The sequence below is a fragment of the Gilliamella sp. wkB18 genome (assembly GCF_001690875.1).
Taxonomy (GTDB): Bacteria; Pseudomonadota; Gammaproteobacteria; order Enterobacterales; family Orbaceae; genus Gilliamella; species Gilliamella apicola_A.
This window is the reverse complement of record NZ_LZHM01000072.1, coordinates 18,041-34,077: the sequence shown is the minus strand read 5'-3', so window position 1 is coordinate 34,077 and position 16,037 is coordinate 18,041. Positions and strand designations below refer to the sequence as shown.

The following is a 16,037-nucleotide window of genomic DNA, read 5'->3' as shown; positions in this document are numbered from 1 at the left end:
GGAAAAAGAAAATAAGAAAAACTAAAAGTTAATACTTTTTTGATAAATTTTTTGACGGGTTTCTTTTTTTTCTTTTTATTATCTTCTTGATAAAAAGGCTGGTAGTATTTATCCTTTATATTCAGTAGAGGAACTTTATTTTCAATATCAGGAAAACAATCAAGATCCAAATCAAATAATATGGTTTCATTACAATAATTTAAAAAGAAAATAATTTCTTCCTTACTGTTACACATCCCTATTACCCATTTTATTAATCCTGATAATATTACAATAAAATAAGTCTTATTATCATTTAATAAATTATTATCTGAAAGCCTTAATAATAAATATTTCATTACATCTATTGCATCAAACATCTTTTTCCTATCTTTAGCTGAAAAATATGTTTTATGCATTATAGAATCACTTCGAAGTAAATAATTATAAAGATGAACATCAATAGCATAAATCGTTTTTGCACAACAAAGATATTGCAATACAAATGCCATATCATCATGATAATAACCTGAAGGAAAGGCTATATTATATTTTTCAATAATACTTCTTTTAAAAATTTTATTCCAAAGAACACTATTAACTCTAGTTTTAAAAGGAAAAGTTAATGAATGAAGACCATAATAAGTTAGCTTATGATAATCAATATCATTATCACGCAAATCATATTTTTGTTCATCTTTGACAACATTACAATTACATATGGCTAAATCAACACTTTTAGATTGAATAGTTTCCAACATTTTTTCACACATTGTTGGCTCGTACCAATCATCACTATCACAAAACATAATGAATTCACCACAAGATTTTTTTAATCCTTTGTTTCTTGCTTCTGCAGGCCCACTATTTTCTTGATCAATAACAATTATGCGTTTATCTTTTTGTGAAAAACTATTCAATATAGTTAAAGAATTATCTTTAGAACCATCATTAACGCATATAATTTCAATGTTTTTAAAAGTTTGATTTAATAAACTATCAATGCACTTTTTAATAAATTTATCACAGTTGTATACAGGTATAATAATTGATATATCAGGTAACATCTATTCCTCACAATATAACTGATAGAGAAAAATTTTTTCTAACGTAAATTTTTTATTATACGATAAAACCAAGAAATTTCTTATTTTAATTTTTTCTTTGTATTTTTTATATAGCTATCCCATAAAATAGTACAGCTCAAAGTAGATATTCCAGTTAAAGAGCTTTGCCGAAAATATGGCATGAGTAATTCCGCCTTTTATAAATAGAGAGAAAAATATAACAGTATGGAAAACTCAGATAACAAACTTTTAAAATAATTTGAAGCAAAATATCGGAAGCTTAATCAAGCTTGTTGAGTTAAATTTAAAATCACAGCTTCATGAGAAAATCATAAACAAGCTAGCTCCCACCAAAGACGAAAAACATCAGCAAAAGAGCTACAAGTTACTAAATATATCTTAATTACCATAAGTTGTTCTATTGATGGATTAAGTGGTAGTGCTTACTACAACTTAACTTACTAGATAACTCAACGATTATTTTGATATTGAACAATATATAGATGAAAAACATTTACCTGGGGGCCTAAATATTTTCATTGTATATCTGAAAGCTAGGCTATAAATGGAAGCATAGCCGTATTTATTGGGTATATTGTGAGTTAAAATTTAACCTCAAAATAAAGCGTAAAAGCGTATCCCACTATTAGCACCAGAAAAAGTGAACGCTCTTCAATAAATAAGGTAAATGTTGATCAATGGATTTTATGAATGATAGTAGTCAAAATCAACGTTATATTAGAACTTTCAACGTCATCAATAATTTCAACCGAGAAGCATTAGGGATTCATTGGCATTGCTGTCAAATTATCGGTTGGTAGAATTTACCTATTATCTAGATAAATTGACTGATATCATCGGTGATATAATCAAAATATGGGGCAATAATGAACCTGAATTTACTGGAAGAATCTTTACCTCTTGGGCAAAACCTTAAAGTATCACCATTGATTATATTGAGCCTGATAGCCCATATCAAAATGATTACAATGAACGATTTAACCAGACTTACTGAACCGATGTGTTAGATTTGTATTTTTTAACAACCTAGAACAAGCTGGGAGAATGACCGAAGAATCACTCGCCATTTATAATACTTAAAGATCCCATGAGGTATTAAATAATATGATCCCTATTGAATATAGTCACTAAAATAATCAACATAATTTTCTACGTTAGTTTTGGACTAAAAATGGAGTATTTACAGTTAAACCACATAAAGCAGTTTTGGAAAAAACGCCTTATGAGTTTTTAGAAGATTATTTTAACCATGGAGTATAAATAATTGGGTATTTTCTGTTTTACTACTTACTAAACCTAGTGAACTGTATTATTATCAATTGTGCCAATAAGCCCTTTTTTGTCAGAAATTAAAACGTTGGCAAACCATGATGTTCTAGCCCTCAAAATTTCCTTGGGATATATTGCACAGTGACAAACTCGCATTCGCTATAAATTATACTTCCAGTGTGTTGCAATGTGCTCGTTTATTGTAAATTAGACCTGTATTTAGAATCAATTTTGATGATTTTTTTCAAATGTATATTATTAATATTGTTCTAGGCATAAAGCATTGTTATTGTTAATTTTTGGAGAAATTAAATTATAACAACAACTTTATGCCTTTTTAAAGATAAACAGCTCCTAAATTGCTTTTTAAAAAATTTTTATAATTTTTTATATATTCGATAAATATAATATGGAAAAAGCAAATAACTACGAATGATAACTAATATTTTACCAAAAATCATTTTGTTAACTTTAGCTATTTTCTTAATCTCTTTCTGACTGGATACATTATTTTCTTTTTGAATATTATGTAGCTTTCTGAAGAAATCATAATTTTTATCTTTTACCATATTTATGTAATAACGTTCATTACTTTCAGGGAAAATATCTAGATCTAAATCAAAAATCAGTTTCTCATTACAATAATTTAAAAAATAAACCATTTTCTCTTCATTGTTATTATATTTTAATACCCATTGAATCACTGAAACTAACTTTGTTATAAAAAGCTTTTTATTACCAACCAAATTATTATTTTCAACTAATTTAGAATAAAAATATTTCATTGCATCAATTACATCAAATAATTTTTTTTCATGATTTGGTGTAAAATAAGTTTGATGCATTATCGAATTGCTTCGAAATACATAATTATATAGATTACAATCAATTGCATACAAATTTTTTGACGAACAAAGATATTGTAAAATAAACGCCACATCGTCATGATAATAACCAGATGGAAAATCAATATTAAATTTATCAATAATACTTTTTTTGAAGATCTTATTCCAAAGGACACTACTAACTTTATGCCTCAGTTCAAAAGTCAACGTGTGATATCCAAAAATATTTAGTTTATGATAATTAATATCATCATCACGCACATCATATGATTTGTCATACTTTACAATATTGCAATCACACATAACCATATCGACATTTTTTAGTCTTATTGTTTCCAACATTTTTTCACACATAGTTGGTTCATACCAATCATCGCTATCGCAAAACATGATGTATTCACCTTGTGCAATAGCTAGTCCTCTATTTCTAGCAATTGCTGGACCTTGATTTTCTTGGCTTAACAAAACGATATGAGAATGTTTACTAGCATAATCCTTTAAAATGTTAAGCGACTCATCAGTAGATCCATCATCGATACAGATGATTTCTATGTTATCTATAGTTTGATTTAATAAACTATCAATACTTTTTTTCAAATATTTATCACAATTATAAACAGGTACAATAATTGATATATCTAATGACATTAGAACCTCATAATATTCAAATTAGTTAAACTAGCCGCTGTATACCCATAAATAAAGTTATTCAAGATAATAAATTTATAATGTTAATTAATCGCTCTACTACAAGAACGCTCATATCAATCCTACCTTATTGCTAATATAGTTTTGATTTATTTCCCTATTCTAAAATATGAAAAACCAAGCTTATTAGCAAGATCACAATCTAAAAGATTACGAGCATCAAAAATATTTTTCGTTCTCATCGTTGACGCTATGCGATTCAAATCGTAATTTTTAAAATCATCCCATTCAGTTAAAATTACTAAAATATCTGCCCCATGAGCTACTGAATACATGTCATCAGCATAACAAATTTTATCGTCAAGCAGCTCTTTTGCATTTCCCATTCCTTTAGGATCATAAGCAATAATTTTTAACTCTGCTTTTAATAATTCTGCAATAATTTCCATTGCAGGACTTTCTCGACAATCATCCGTACCACCTTTAAATGCCAGCCCTAATACAGCAATTTTTGCATTTTTAACACTACTTACTTTTTCAATAATTTTTCCAGCAATATTCTGTTTTCGTTTTTCGTTGCCTTTTATTGCCGCATCAATTAGTGTAAGCTCCACACCATTTTGCTTAGCCATAAAATGCATGGCATGAGTATCTTTAGGGAAACAGCTGCCCCCATAACCTGGTCCAGGGTTTAAAAATTTATTACCGATACGAGAATCTAACCCCATTCCTTTCGCTACTTCGTCTATATCAGCATGTGCTTTTTCACAAAAATCCGCCATTTCATTGATATAATGGATCTTCATCGCTAAAAATGCATTAGAAGCATATTTGATCGTTTCACTTGATCTTCTTTTCACAAATAAAATTTTTGATTTTTCAGAAAATGGCTTATATAACTCCGTTAATATTTCTTTTGCCTTTTCTGAATTGGTTCCTATTACAATACGATCAGGATTGAAAAAATCATAAACCGCAAAACCTTCTCTCAAAAATTCAGGCAAAGATACCACGTCAAATTTTGCCTCTGGGTTTCTTTTAGAAATTAACATTTCGATATCATCACCTGTACCAACAGGAACAGTAGATTTAGTTGCAATCACTGTATAGCCATCTAGATATTGAGCAAGTTCGGTAGCAGCTGCATGAACATATTTCATATCGGCTTCTTTAGTCACTGGATGGGGAGGTGTTCCTACTGCAATAAGGACAATATCTGCCCCAGCAACTCCTTCTTGCATAGAGGTTGTAAATGAAATATTTCCATTTTTTAAGTTTTTCTTTAATAGTTCTTCTAAACCATCTTCAAAAAGAGTAACTTCGCCTCTTTGTAATTTTTCTATTTTTGACAGTTCTCTGTCAATACAGATAACTCTATGACCTAATTCAGCTAGTCCAACACCTGTAGGCAACCCTACGTATCCCGTACCAATAATACCTATTTGCATTATTTATCACCTCTATTATTCATTATTTCAGATTTAAAATATTCAATCGTTTTGTCTAAACCATGATCTAAATCAATCTTTGGTTTCCATGATAATTTTTCATTCGCTAGAGATATATCAGGTTTACGCTGAGTAGGGTCATCTTTAGGCAAGTCACAATAAACAATTCTAGATGTTCCACCAACTTTAGCTATTACTTTTTCAGCTAACTCTTTTATCGTGAATTCACCTGGGTTACCTGTATTTACTGGTCCAACAAAATCATCCGAAGTTTTCATCATTTTGATAATTGCATCAATTAAATCATCTACATAACAAAATGAACGAGTTTGAGTACCTTCCCCGTAAATAGTAATATCTTCTCCACGCAGTGCTTGGCAAATAAAATTACTTACGACTCTTCCATCTTTTGGATCCATTCTTGGGCCATAAGTATTAAAAATGCGAATAACTTTTATTTTTACATTTTCTTCGCGATAATAATCAAAAAATAAACTTTCTGCACAACGTTTTCCTTCATCATAACAAGCTCTTATGCCATTAGGGTTTACATTTCCACGATAACTTTCAACTTGGGGGTGAACTAACGGATCGCCATAAACTTCTGAAGTAGAGGATAACAATATTTTGGCATTTTTCTCTTTTGCCAATTCAAGTAGATTAATTGCCCCATAAACACAAGTTTTTGTTGTCATGATGGCAGCTTTTCCCTGATAAGCAGGAGGCGAGGCTGGACAGGCTAAATGATAAATTTCATCTAAAGAGCCATCGATTTCAATAGGATTAATAACATCATGGTTGATAAATGAAAAATTAGGGTGATCGATTATACTTGCCAAGTTTTTCATTCGACCTGTATAGTTATTATCCACGCAAATTACTTTGTTTCCTTCATTAATCAGTCTGATGCACAAATTTGATCCGAGGAAACCACTCCCACCTGTTACCAAAATGCTTGCCATTTATAATCTCCAATAACAATGACTTTATAATTTTTTAGCAAAAACGAATTTCTAGCTTGCTATATTTAATTTAAATTGATTTGATTTATTTTTTGACTAAATATGAATTAAAATATTATATTTTTCTTTTTAATTCTACAACTTATGGAGTGAGCAATGATAAATCTATATTCATGTTCTCCCTAACAAAAAAATTATTTAGCTTTACAAGCGAGTAAGTATAACTATATTATCTCATTATTGACAATATATTTTGTAATTATTTTGTAATTCATTGTAATCTTATTAGCTCTCCTCACTTTTCAATATTACAAAAAAACAGGTAAGATTCCCTTCAATTTGATTAATTCATATAGCAACCTTCCCTAAACATAAAAAGTTAGAATATAATAGCGCTAAAATAAATACACCTAACTATATAAATGAAAATTACGGCTATAATTATTTTATACAATGCAAATATTGAAAATTCTAAAACTTTTCAATCATTATTAAGTTCAGATAAAAATGGTATCACTTTAAATGTAATTATATGGAATAATGGCCCGAAAGCACTGAATCATCAGGAATGTATACAATATAAATCCATTTGTGACAGTAAAAACATTCACCTTTCTATCTATGAAAACCTTCATAATATTGCTTTAAGTAAAATCTACAACATTTTTATTAAGCAAGAAAATTTTGATTTTTTCACTATCTTGGATCAAGACTCAATATTAAATAATGATTTTTTCCAAAACATTATCATGAATGATAATTTTGATGTAATTGTTCCTGAAATCTATTCTACTGGATGGATTTCAGAACAAAATTCATTATGTTTCCCAATATATCACGAAACACGAAAACTTTTTGATAAAAAAGTTTTTACTATGGGAGAAATTGAGTCTATCTCATCTGGATTAACACTATCTAACCAATTAATAAAATATATAATCAAAAAAAAGCAAGCTGTTTTCGACGAACGTTATGCACTTTATGCCATTGATACCAGTTTTTTCCTTGATTTAAAAGCATTAAAACAAACTCAATTTAAAGGGATATGTGTGGGGAAAATTAATCATTCTTTGGATTTTAACTTACAGGATAGAAAAAAAATAAGTGCCACAAGAAGACTAGAAATGGAATATTCAAAAGTATTAAATAAAATTTTTTATGATAAAAAAAGCCGGTTAAATGTCTTTTTATATTTATTAAGAAAATTTACAAGAAGTGAGTATTCGTTCTCAGAATTTCTTGAATTAGTAAAATGTCTTTTTAGAAAAAAACACCCTCGTTCTTGTATACCTCTAACAATGAATCAATTACTCTAAATGGATGCGAGGAATCGCATCAATTAATGCTTTATTCCAATCAGACCCTTTTATCTCTAACTGTTTTATTTTATCCATGTTTAAAACAGAATATAACGGTCTTTTAGCCTTAGTTCGATACGCTGAGGTTAAAATTGGCTTTACTATTATATTGTGATTAGTCATAAGATTTAATTCATTAGCTGTTGCAAATATCTTAGAGGCAAACTGGAACCAACTTACATACTTATCACCACAATAATGATATATGCCACCTTGAATATCATTCATTAACATTTTTAAAATCGTTTTAGCAATATCACCTGCATACGTTGGACATCCTAGCTGATCATTAATAATGGTTAATTCAGATCTAGTTTGACCAAGTTTTAACATTGTTTTGACAAAATTATTGCCATATTCGCTAAAAACCCAAGAGGTTCTAATTACAATTGCAGAGGAATAATTATCTAAGACAAACAATTCACCAGCTCGTTTAGTCTCACCATAGACATTAACAGGATTGGTTAAATCATCCTCTAAATAAGGGAAGCGTTTGGTACCATCAAAAACATAATCGGTCGAAACATGAACTAGTTTTGCTTGATATTTTTTGGCAACTATTGCTAAATTCTTAGGACCGACTGCATTAACTTTATAAGCTAATTCATATTCATCTTCTGCTTTATCTACTGCAGTATATGCTGCAGCATTTACAATGGCATCTGGTCTATGCAAGGCGACAAAATTATCAACAGCTAAGTCATCAGTTATATCTAATTGCTGGCTGTCTGTGGCAAGTAATTGCCAATCTGAAGGAAAGATATCTTTAAAACAATGTCCTAATTGACCATTAGCACCAGTTAACAAAACTTTCATCAATTAACTATAACTCCTGTAGTTTTTTGCCTAACTTATCTTTTGCCGATAGTAATGGATTTGAAATCGGCCATCTGATATTTACTGTTGGATCGTTCCACAATAAACACCCTTCTGATTTAGGATCATAATAGTTAGTACATTTATATTCAAAGTCAGCAATATCTGACAACACAGCAAAACCGTGAGCAAGCCCAGGGGGAATCCACAGCTGCGTTTTATTTTCTTCTGTTAAGGTAACACCAACCCATTTTCCATAAGTTGGGGAATCTTTACGAATGTCGACAGCTACATCAAAAACTTCACCTCTAACAACTCGAACAAGTTTTCCTTGAGGATTTTGTTTTTGAAAATGTAATCCCCTCAACACCCCTTTTTGTGAACGAGAATGATTATCTTGAACAAAATTAAGTTCTATACCTAACATATCTTGATAACGTTTTTGCTCAAAAGTTTCGAGGAAAAAACCTCTCTCATCGCCAAACACTTTAGGCTTTATAATTTTTACATCCTCAATATTCGTTGCAATAACTTCCATTTTTCCACCTATTGTTCTATCAATCTTGCTAAATATTGCCCATATAATGTTTTGCCTGAACTAACAGCTTCTTCTTTTACTTGTTCAGCGCTTAACCAACCATTACGATAAGCTATTTCTTCAAGACAAGCTACTTTGAGCCCTTGCCTTTTTTCTATCACTTGAACAAACGATGATGCTTCAAGTAAACTGTCATGTGTACCTGTGTCAAGCCAAGCAAAACCGCGTCCTAGGATTTCAACGTTTAACAATCCTGCATCCAAATACATTTGATTAAGAGTCGTAATTTCCAACTCACCACGATGAGATGGTTTAACTTGTTTTGCCATTTCAACCACATTTTCATCATAAAAATAAAGACCAGTTACAGCCCAATTGGATTTTGGTTTGACGGGTTTTTCCTCAATGGATAACGCTCTAAAATTTTCGTCAAAATCAACGACGCCAAATCGTTCTGGATCAAGCACTTGATAACCAAAAATTGTTGCACCTTTTTTTTGAGCAGCAACTCTTGCTAATTTTTTGCCAAAACTCTCTCCAAAGAATAAATTATCACCCAGCACTAAAGAACAGCGTTGTTTTTGAATAAATTCTTCACCAATTAAAAAAGCTTGAGCTAGTCCTTCAGGTTTAGGTTGTTCAGCATAACTAAGTTTAATGCCAAATCGTGAACCGTCACCTAATAATCGTTGAAACATGGGTAGATCATCAGGAGTAGTAATAATCAAAATATCACGAATACCAGCAAGCATAAGCACCGATAAAGAATAATAAATCATAGGTTTATCATAAACAGGCAACAATTGTTTAGAAACACCACGAGTTATAGGATAAAGGCGAGTTCCTGACCCACCTGCAAGTACAATTCCTTTCATAAATTTACCTACTATTTAATAATGCCTTGTCTCGATCTTACATATGAGCCATCTTTAATACGCTCGCACCAATCTTTATTTTTTAAATACCATAAAACAGTCTTACGCATACCCGTTTCAAAAGTTTCTTGCGGTTTCCAACCTAAATCTTGATATATTTTTGATGCATCAATAGCATAACGTTGATCATGACCAGGCCTATCAGTAACATATGTAATAAGGTCTTTATAATGATTAATACCTTGGGGCTTATTTGGGAACAATTCTTCAAGCAAATCACAAATGAGATTTACAACATCAATATTTTTTTGCTCATTGTGTCCACCAATATTGTAAGTCTCGCCTATCTTTGCTTTAGTAGCGACAAGATAAAGCGCTCTTGCATGATCTTCGACATATAACCAATCCCTAATTTGCTGACCATTACCATAAACAGGCAAAAGTTTTCCCTCTAAAGCATTTAAAATCATTAATGGAATCAATTTCTCTGGAAAATGATAAGGTCCATAATTATTAGAACAATTAGTGATAATTGTAGGCAAACCAAAGGTTCTATTCCATGCTCGAACTAAATGATCACTTGAAGCTTTCGATGCCGAATATGGACTACTTGGCGAATAAGGTGTTTTTTCAGTGAATAAATCATTAGTTCCATGCAGATCACCATAAACTTCATCGGTAGAAATATGATGAAAACGGAAATTCGCTTGTTTATTTTCATCTAAAGTTCGCCAATAGGCTAAAGTAGATTCCAAAAGCGTGTAAGTTCCAATTACATTGGTCTCAATAAATGCAGCAGGGTTATCAATTGAACGGTCAACATGACTTTCAGCCGCTAAGTGCATAATGACATCTGGGCAAAATTCTAATATAGCAGTATCAAGTGCATTTCTATCACAAATATCGATTTGCTTGAAACGATATCGTTTATCTTCAGATACGTTATCTAATGACTCCAAATTCCCAGCATAAGTTAATTTATCAATAACCAATACATCATCATTAGTTTGTTCAATAATATATCTAACAACAGCAGAACCAATAAAGCCAGCTCCCCCTGTAACAATCACTTTCATTAATCAATCCTCTAAAATCCTATGCAAGGAATAATAATAACAAAGTTAATAAATAGCAATATTTAGAATTAGGTATTAATCGTAATATTTTCAAAAAATACCCTAGTTCCTCACCAATTTACAACCATTGTATTCGTAATTCTTTATATGTTATATTGTTAGCAATTTCCACTGCTTAATTTATTCAACATATCAACATGAGAATAAACGTATTAACTGTTCTATATAATTGTGCTTTATCTGATTCTGAAACGTTAAGATCAATTTTACAAACAAATTTAGAATCCATTAAATTAAATATGATTGTTTGGAATAATGGACCAAATTTACTTAAAGAACAAGATATCAAAAATTATTTAGAGCTAAGTCAAAATAAAGGAATAACAACATCAATTTATCAAGATGTTCGAAACCTATCTTTAAGTAAAATTTATAATCATTTTATTAATAAATTGGATTATGATTTTTTCGTTATTTTTGATCAAGATTCAAATATTGATTGCTCTTTCTTCCAAAACATCTATCATAACAGCCATTACGCAATTGTTTGCCCAGCAATTTTCCCTAAGCAAAAAATTGATAAACAATGTTTCCCTTCTGATTTTGAGCAAAGAGAGCAAGTTACACCACCTGGAGAATTCAACTTAAGTAACACTAGAACGATCAATTCAGGCACTGCATTATCTAAAGACTTAATTGATAAATTGCTGGATAATCATCATTATGTTTTTGATGAAAAATTTGCTTTCTATCACACAGATCACCGCTTATTTGATTTAATTCATGCAACACCACAAACTGCGATGTTAAAAGGTTTATGTATAGGAAAAATGTATCATGATATGACTTGTGAAATCTCCTATAATGAACTTAGCGAACGTGCAAGGCTTGAAATCGCTTATGCAAAAATGTTAATGCGAATGTATCGAGCTCGCAACCCTAAAATTGAGGTGCTCCGAAACTTATTTTATGCATATAAAATGAAGAAAAAAGATAAGTTAAGTATTAAGAGCTTTTTGAAATTGTTGAAATGTGTAATAACAAAAGAACATCCGCGTTCATACGCCTCCATAAACAAAAATGTCAAACCAATTAACAGCAATGTCTCTTCTTAAAAAGATATTTTATTATGGCAAATGAAGAATCGATACTAAACCTTTCAATCATTATTCCTTGTTATAATGTTGAAAATTATATTGAACAGTGTCTTAATTCCATTGTTCAACAAGCAGTTCTACCTAAAGAAATTATATGTATAGACGATGGCGCCACTGACGACACCGCTGTTATTATTCAAGCATTTGCCGAAAAATTTTCCTGTGTGAAATATCTATACCAAACTAATCAAGGAGTTAGCCAAGCTCGGAATGCTGGAATTAATCAAGCAACAGGACAATATATTCAATTCGTCGATCCTGATGATATTTTACATCCTAATTTATTTGCAACGTTTTTAAACATTTTAAACATTGATGGCGCTATTGAATTATTTTATTTTGAAAACCAACGCTTTGAAGAATTGGAAAATCTAGAATTTAATAATAACGATAATAATTTAATCAAATTTAGCTCTGGTAATGAATTATTTGCATATCTAATTGAAAAAGAAAGATACCCAGCTGCGTGTTGGAAATATATTTTTAAAAAGAAAATGCTTAATGTACGATTTGAAGGAAGAAATCACGAAGATCACTTAATAACATTAAATATATTGTTATCTGCAAATTTGAGTTATTATACAAAAGCACCTCTATATTATTATAGAAAAAGATCTAACTCATTAACCAGCAATAAAAAAATAAGTAAACAATATGTTGAATTATTTGCTCAAGTCATTGATAAGTGCGCAAAATACGTACAAAAAAGCAATCTATTAACAAAGACAAAAACACAATATATAAATTTTCTACGTTCCGATTATCTTTTTAATATCAATATTTATTATTTACATAGAGAAAAACCACCCATAGTGGAAATATATACTCATATTTATGCACGGTTATTTATAAAAAATAAGTCAAAAATGCTGAGTAATATAATATATATGATACGTTATAGCTTTAGAAAGAAAATACCTTTAAAACACATTATGATATTGATAAGGGCTGTTTTGAATAAAGATATTAATTTCATGAATAACAAAATAAATGCCTTACTAAATTAATATACATAACAAAATGCTCCCTTTTAAAGTACAAAGCAAGCGAATATTGCTCACTTGTTTTATATAATCATCGCCTTACTCCATAATCCCTTAATTTATTGGCAATCGCTGTATGCGAAACGCCAAGCCTTTTGGCTAGTTTTCGTGAACTTGGGAATTTATCGTAAAGCCGCAATAAAATCTCTTTTTCAAATTGTTTAGTCATTTCATCAAGAGTTTTATTTTCGATATCATCTATCCATGGCAATTGTGTTTTCGTTGAGGATGGTAAAATAATATCTTTCACTGTTAATTCAGACGAGGTTAACTGAGCTAACGAAGAATAAAGAATATTTTTAAGTTGCCTTACATTACCTGGCCATGAATACCGTGACAAATAATCAATCACATCATTATCAACTAATGGTGGGATAACGCCTTGCTTATTTGCAAATTCAACAACAAACATATGAATAAGTAGTGGAATATCTTCCTTACGTTCTTGCAATGAAGGTAAATTAAGTGATAGTACATTAAGTCGATAATACAGATCTTTTCTAAATTTACCCTGCTCAACTAACACAGCCAAATCAGCTTTTGTTGCACAAATAATACGTACATCCACATAAACTTCATTATCATCACCGACACGGCGAAAATAACCGTCATTAATAAAACGCAACAATTTTGTTTGCATTTGAAACGACATTTCATCAATGCCATCAAGTAATACTGAACCACCATTTGCTTGTTCAAAAAATCCTTTTTTGCTTTCAAGCACGCCAGGATAAGCCCCCGCTGCATGACCATACAATTCACTTTCAACAACATCATCTGGCATAGCTGCACAGTTTAATGCTAAAAAAGTTTGATCTCCTCGAGGGCTATATAAATGGCAAGCATTGGCTAATAAATCCTTACCAGTTCCGGTTTCACCTGAGATCAATAAAGGCTCACGTTGCATCGAAAAAGCTTTAGCCTTATCTATCAACTTTTGCATAACATTACTTCTGGTCGCAAAAATATCAAAAGCTTGGCAATCAACAACATCAATTTTTGACAAACGTTTTTTTAAATACTCAATAGGTTGCAAAATATAAAGTGTTTTTAAGGCTACTTTGACTTGCTGTAACAAAAAGTATTGCGCATCTAACACAATAATTGTGTCATCTTGTTTTTCTAAACAAGTAGTATCATTCAGGTTAAACAATTCCCGATAGTCAATGGATTGATTTACCTTTAATAAATTAGGTGCAAATAATTCTTTTGCAGTTTGGTTATATGCAACCAAATTACAACTATTATCAATTTCAATTATTGCTACTTGCATTATATTCTGCCCACTTATCATTAAGCTTCATTAAATTATCATGACAGCGCTGCCAATCATGGCTTTTTACTAATTGAGAATAAGATATATGTGACTTTTTAAGTAATAAGTTTGCTTTATCATTTCTTAAAGGTTTAGCTCTATCGAGTATAGCAAGCTGTTCTAAAATAGCTAATGTAGCTAACCGGTTATTACAAGCCAAAAGTAGATCACAACCTGCCAATAAAGCTGTTTTAGCGCGCTCGGCATGATTCCCCATGACTGAAGCTCCTTCCATAGATAAATCATCCGAAAAAATAATACCGTGAAAACCTAACTTCTCACGTAATATTGTTTTTAGCCAATAAGGAGATCCACTTGCAGGCTTATCATCAAAATTAGAATAAATAACATGTGCTGGCATAATTGCATCAAGTTTTTTATCAGAAATAAGTTTAGCAAATATCTGCATATCATTATTAATTAACGATTTTTCACGGTGATCAACTGGAGTTTCTTTATGTGAATCGGCAATAACATGACCATGACCAGGAAAATGTTTTCCCGTTGTTTTCATTCCTGCAGCATGCATACCATCAATCATAGCTGATGAGATCTGATAAGCAATATTAACATCATAATGAAATGAACGCGTACCAATAGCTAAACAATCATGACCTAAATCTAAAACAGGTGCATAACTAAGATCAATATCAAAAGCCATTAACTCCATAGCAAGTAACCAGCCAGCATCAAATGCTAATGACTTAGCTTGTTCAAGCTCATTAACTGCAGCAAAAGATTGAGCTGGAGGAATGGCTGTGAATCCATTTTTAAAACGTTGAACACGCCCACCTTCATGATCAACTGAAATTAATAGACGTTTTGAAGATGCGGCACGAATCTCTTTTATCAAATCGGTTAATTGAGCAGGATCTTGGTAATTACGACTAAAAAGAATCACTCCTGCAACTAATGGGTTTTGCAAAAGCTTTTTATCTTCGAAAGAAAGTGATTTACCTTCGAAATCAATCAATAATGGTCCCATTATTTATTTTCCTCAAACTCTACACTTTGATTTGGATTTTCATCTTGAGTTTGAAGAAAATCTTTAGACGTAATTCTCTTTAAAATTTCCCCACTTTGAGTGGCAAGCAATTCCATTGAAAGATCTGCATTATTTTCATCACTTGGCGTCTTATAAATCGTAGTGAATAATACATAACCAGCATTCATTGATTTAGCTAAACCAATCATCTTACTACGCGATACTAACTTGTCATCTGATGAAATGCCTAAAGTCTGTTTAGCTAGAATTATTGATTTTTTATCAGCAACAATAAACGTATTTTGCTTATCCATGAGTTGATGCAATGTATCATCAACTTGATTATTAGCAAGATAATCACCACTTCTATTTTGAATATCACTTATCAATATGACATTATTACCCTCATATACTGGAGATGATTGTAATAATTGTTGTACATATGGTGATAATATGGCATACCAATCAACTTTTTTGGTAAACTGTGGTGGTTGTTCAACCACTGATTCAGTTGGTTGAATCACATCAACAGAAGAACTCACCTCAGCCTTTTCAGTGTTTGAGATAAGGTGGCATCCACCTAATAAAACGACAAGCAAATTTATAACTAATAACTGTTTAATTTTATTCATACT

At 30.9% G+C, this 16,037-nt stretch carries 15 protein-coding genes; 4 read left to right on the top strand and 11 right to left on the bottom strand.

What is annotated here, in order from left to right; genetic code table 11:
• A partial coding sequence (locus tag A9G48_RS07700) for a glycosyltransferase family 2 protein (RefSeq protein ID WP_065576039.1) occupies positions 1-1,046 on the bottom strand: 1,046 nt, incomplete at its 3' end.
• A 940-nt stretch (positions 1,047-1,986) separates the two neighbouring features.
• Between A9G48_RS07700 and A9G48_RS12200 the strand changes: the two genes are divergently transcribed.
• Entirely contained in the window at positions 1,987-2,061 is a 75-nt protein-coding gene (locus A9G48_RS12200; protein WP_141670366.1) for an integrase core domain-containing protein, read from the top strand.
• Between the two features lie 652 nt (positions 2,062-2,713).
• Here the strand turns inward: A9G48_RS12200 and A9G48_RS07695 are convergent.
• The 3 genes from A9G48_RS07695 to A9G48_RS07685 all read right to left on the bottom strand — a co-directional run bounded on the left by A9G48_RS07695 (position 2,714) and on the right by A9G48_RS07685 (position 6,239).
• Complete coding sequence (locus A9G48_RS07695) at positions 2,714-3,829, bottom strand: glycosyltransferase family 2 protein (protein WP_051825001.1); 1,116 nt, start codon at positions 3,827-3,829, stop codon at positions 2,714-2,716.
• A 149-nt stretch (positions 3,830-3,978) separates the two neighbouring features.
• Complete coding sequence (locus A9G48_RS07690) at positions 3,979-5,277, bottom strand: UDP-glucose dehydrogenase family protein (RefSeq protein ID WP_034943359.1); 1,299 nt, start codon at positions 5,275-5,277, stop codon at positions 3,979-3,981.
• Positions 5,277-6,239 carry a UDP-glucuronic acid decarboxylase family protein gene (locus tag A9G48_RS07685; protein ID WP_034943362.1) on the bottom strand — a complete coding sequence of 321 codons (963 nt, stop codon included), beginning with the start codon at positions 6,237-6,239 and terminating at the stop codon, positions 5,277-5,279. The genes A9G48_RS07690 and A9G48_RS07685 overlap by 1 nt, the downstream gene beginning before the upstream one ends.
• Positions 6,240-6,661: 422 nt before the next feature.
• Between A9G48_RS07685 and A9G48_RS07680 the strand changes: the two genes are divergently transcribed.
• Positions 6,662-7,555, top strand: coding sequence for a hypothetical protein (locus tag A9G48_RS07680; protein ID WP_065576038.1), 894 nt, complete (start codon positions 6,662-6,664; stop codon positions 7,553-7,555).
• On the opposite strand, the gene rfbD is transcribed toward A9G48_RS07680, so the two are convergent.
• From rfbD to rfbB, 4 genes are read right to left on the bottom strand one after another with little or no spacing between them, the layout of a single operon-like run.
• Complete coding sequence (rfbD, locus tag A9G48_RS07675; RefSeq protein ID WP_034943366.1) at positions 7,547-8,413, bottom strand: dTDP-4-dehydrorhamnose reductase; 867 nt, start codon at positions 8,411-8,413, stop codon at positions 7,547-7,549. The two genes, A9G48_RS07680 and rfbD, sit on opposite strands and share 9 nt — an antisense overlap.
• A gap of 7 nt (positions 8,414-8,420) precedes the next feature.
• The gene (rfbC, locus tag A9G48_RS07670; RefSeq protein WP_034943368.1) at positions 8,421-8,951 is read right to left on the bottom strand and encodes a dTDP-4-dehydrorhamnose 3,5-epimerase; all 531 of its coding nucleotides are present in this window, start codon (positions 8,949-8,951) and stop codon (positions 8,421-8,423) included.
• Between the two features lie 8 nt (positions 8,952-8,959).
• Complete coding sequence (gene rfbA, locus A9G48_RS07665; protein ID WP_034943370.1) at positions 8,960-9,826, bottom strand: glucose-1-phosphate thymidylyltransferase RfbA; 867 nt, start codon at positions 9,824-9,826, stop codon at positions 8,960-8,962.
• An 11-nt stretch (positions 9,827-9,837) separates the two neighbouring features.
• Complete coding sequence (gene rfbB / locus A9G48_RS07660) at positions 9,838-10,902, bottom strand: dTDP-glucose 4,6-dehydratase (RefSeq protein WP_065576037.1); 1,065 nt, start codon at positions 10,900-10,902, stop codon at positions 9,838-9,840.
• A 197-nt stretch (positions 10,903-11,099) separates the two neighbouring features.
• Here rfbB and A9G48_RS07655 point away from each other — a divergent pair, with 197 nt between their 5' ends.
• Positions 11,100-12,017, top strand: a complete 918-nt coding sequence (locus tag A9G48_RS07655) for a hypothetical protein (protein WP_034943374.1) — start codon at positions 11,100-11,102, stop codon at positions 12,015-12,017.
• Positions 12,018-12,031: 14 nt separating this feature from the next.
• A complete protein-coding gene (locus A9G48_RS07650) occupies positions 12,032-13,066 on the top strand; it encodes a glycosyltransferase family 2 protein (RefSeq protein ID WP_034943377.1) in 1,035 nt (344 codons plus the stop codon).
• Between the two features lie 67 nt (positions 13,067-13,133).
• Here A9G48_RS07650 and A9G48_RS07645 read toward each other — a convergent pair whose 3' ends face one another.
• Genes A9G48_RS07645 through A9G48_RS07635 form a run of 3 tightly spaced genes read right to left on the bottom strand, consistent with a single transcriptional unit; the run spans position 13,134 to position 16,034 of the window.
• Positions 13,134-14,375, bottom strand: a complete 1,242-nt coding sequence (locus A9G48_RS07645) for a sigma 54-interacting transcriptional regulator (RefSeq protein ID WP_065576036.1) — start codon at positions 14,373-14,375, stop codon at positions 13,134-13,136.
• Positions 14,356-15,402, bottom strand: coding sequence for a beta-N-acetylhexosaminidase (gene nagZ / locus A9G48_RS07640; RefSeq protein WP_034943379.1), 1,047 nt, complete (start codon positions 15,400-15,402; stop codon positions 14,356-14,358). The genes A9G48_RS07645 and nagZ overlap by 20 nt, the downstream gene beginning before the upstream one ends.
• On the bottom strand, positions 15,402-16,034 hold the full coding sequence (locus A9G48_RS07635; protein ID WP_034943387.1) for a hypothetical protein: 633 nt from the start codon (positions 16,032-16,034) through the stop codon (positions 15,402-15,404). The genes nagZ and A9G48_RS07635 overlap by 1 nt, the downstream gene beginning before the upstream one ends.
• Positions 16,035-16,037: the final 3 nt, after the last annotated feature.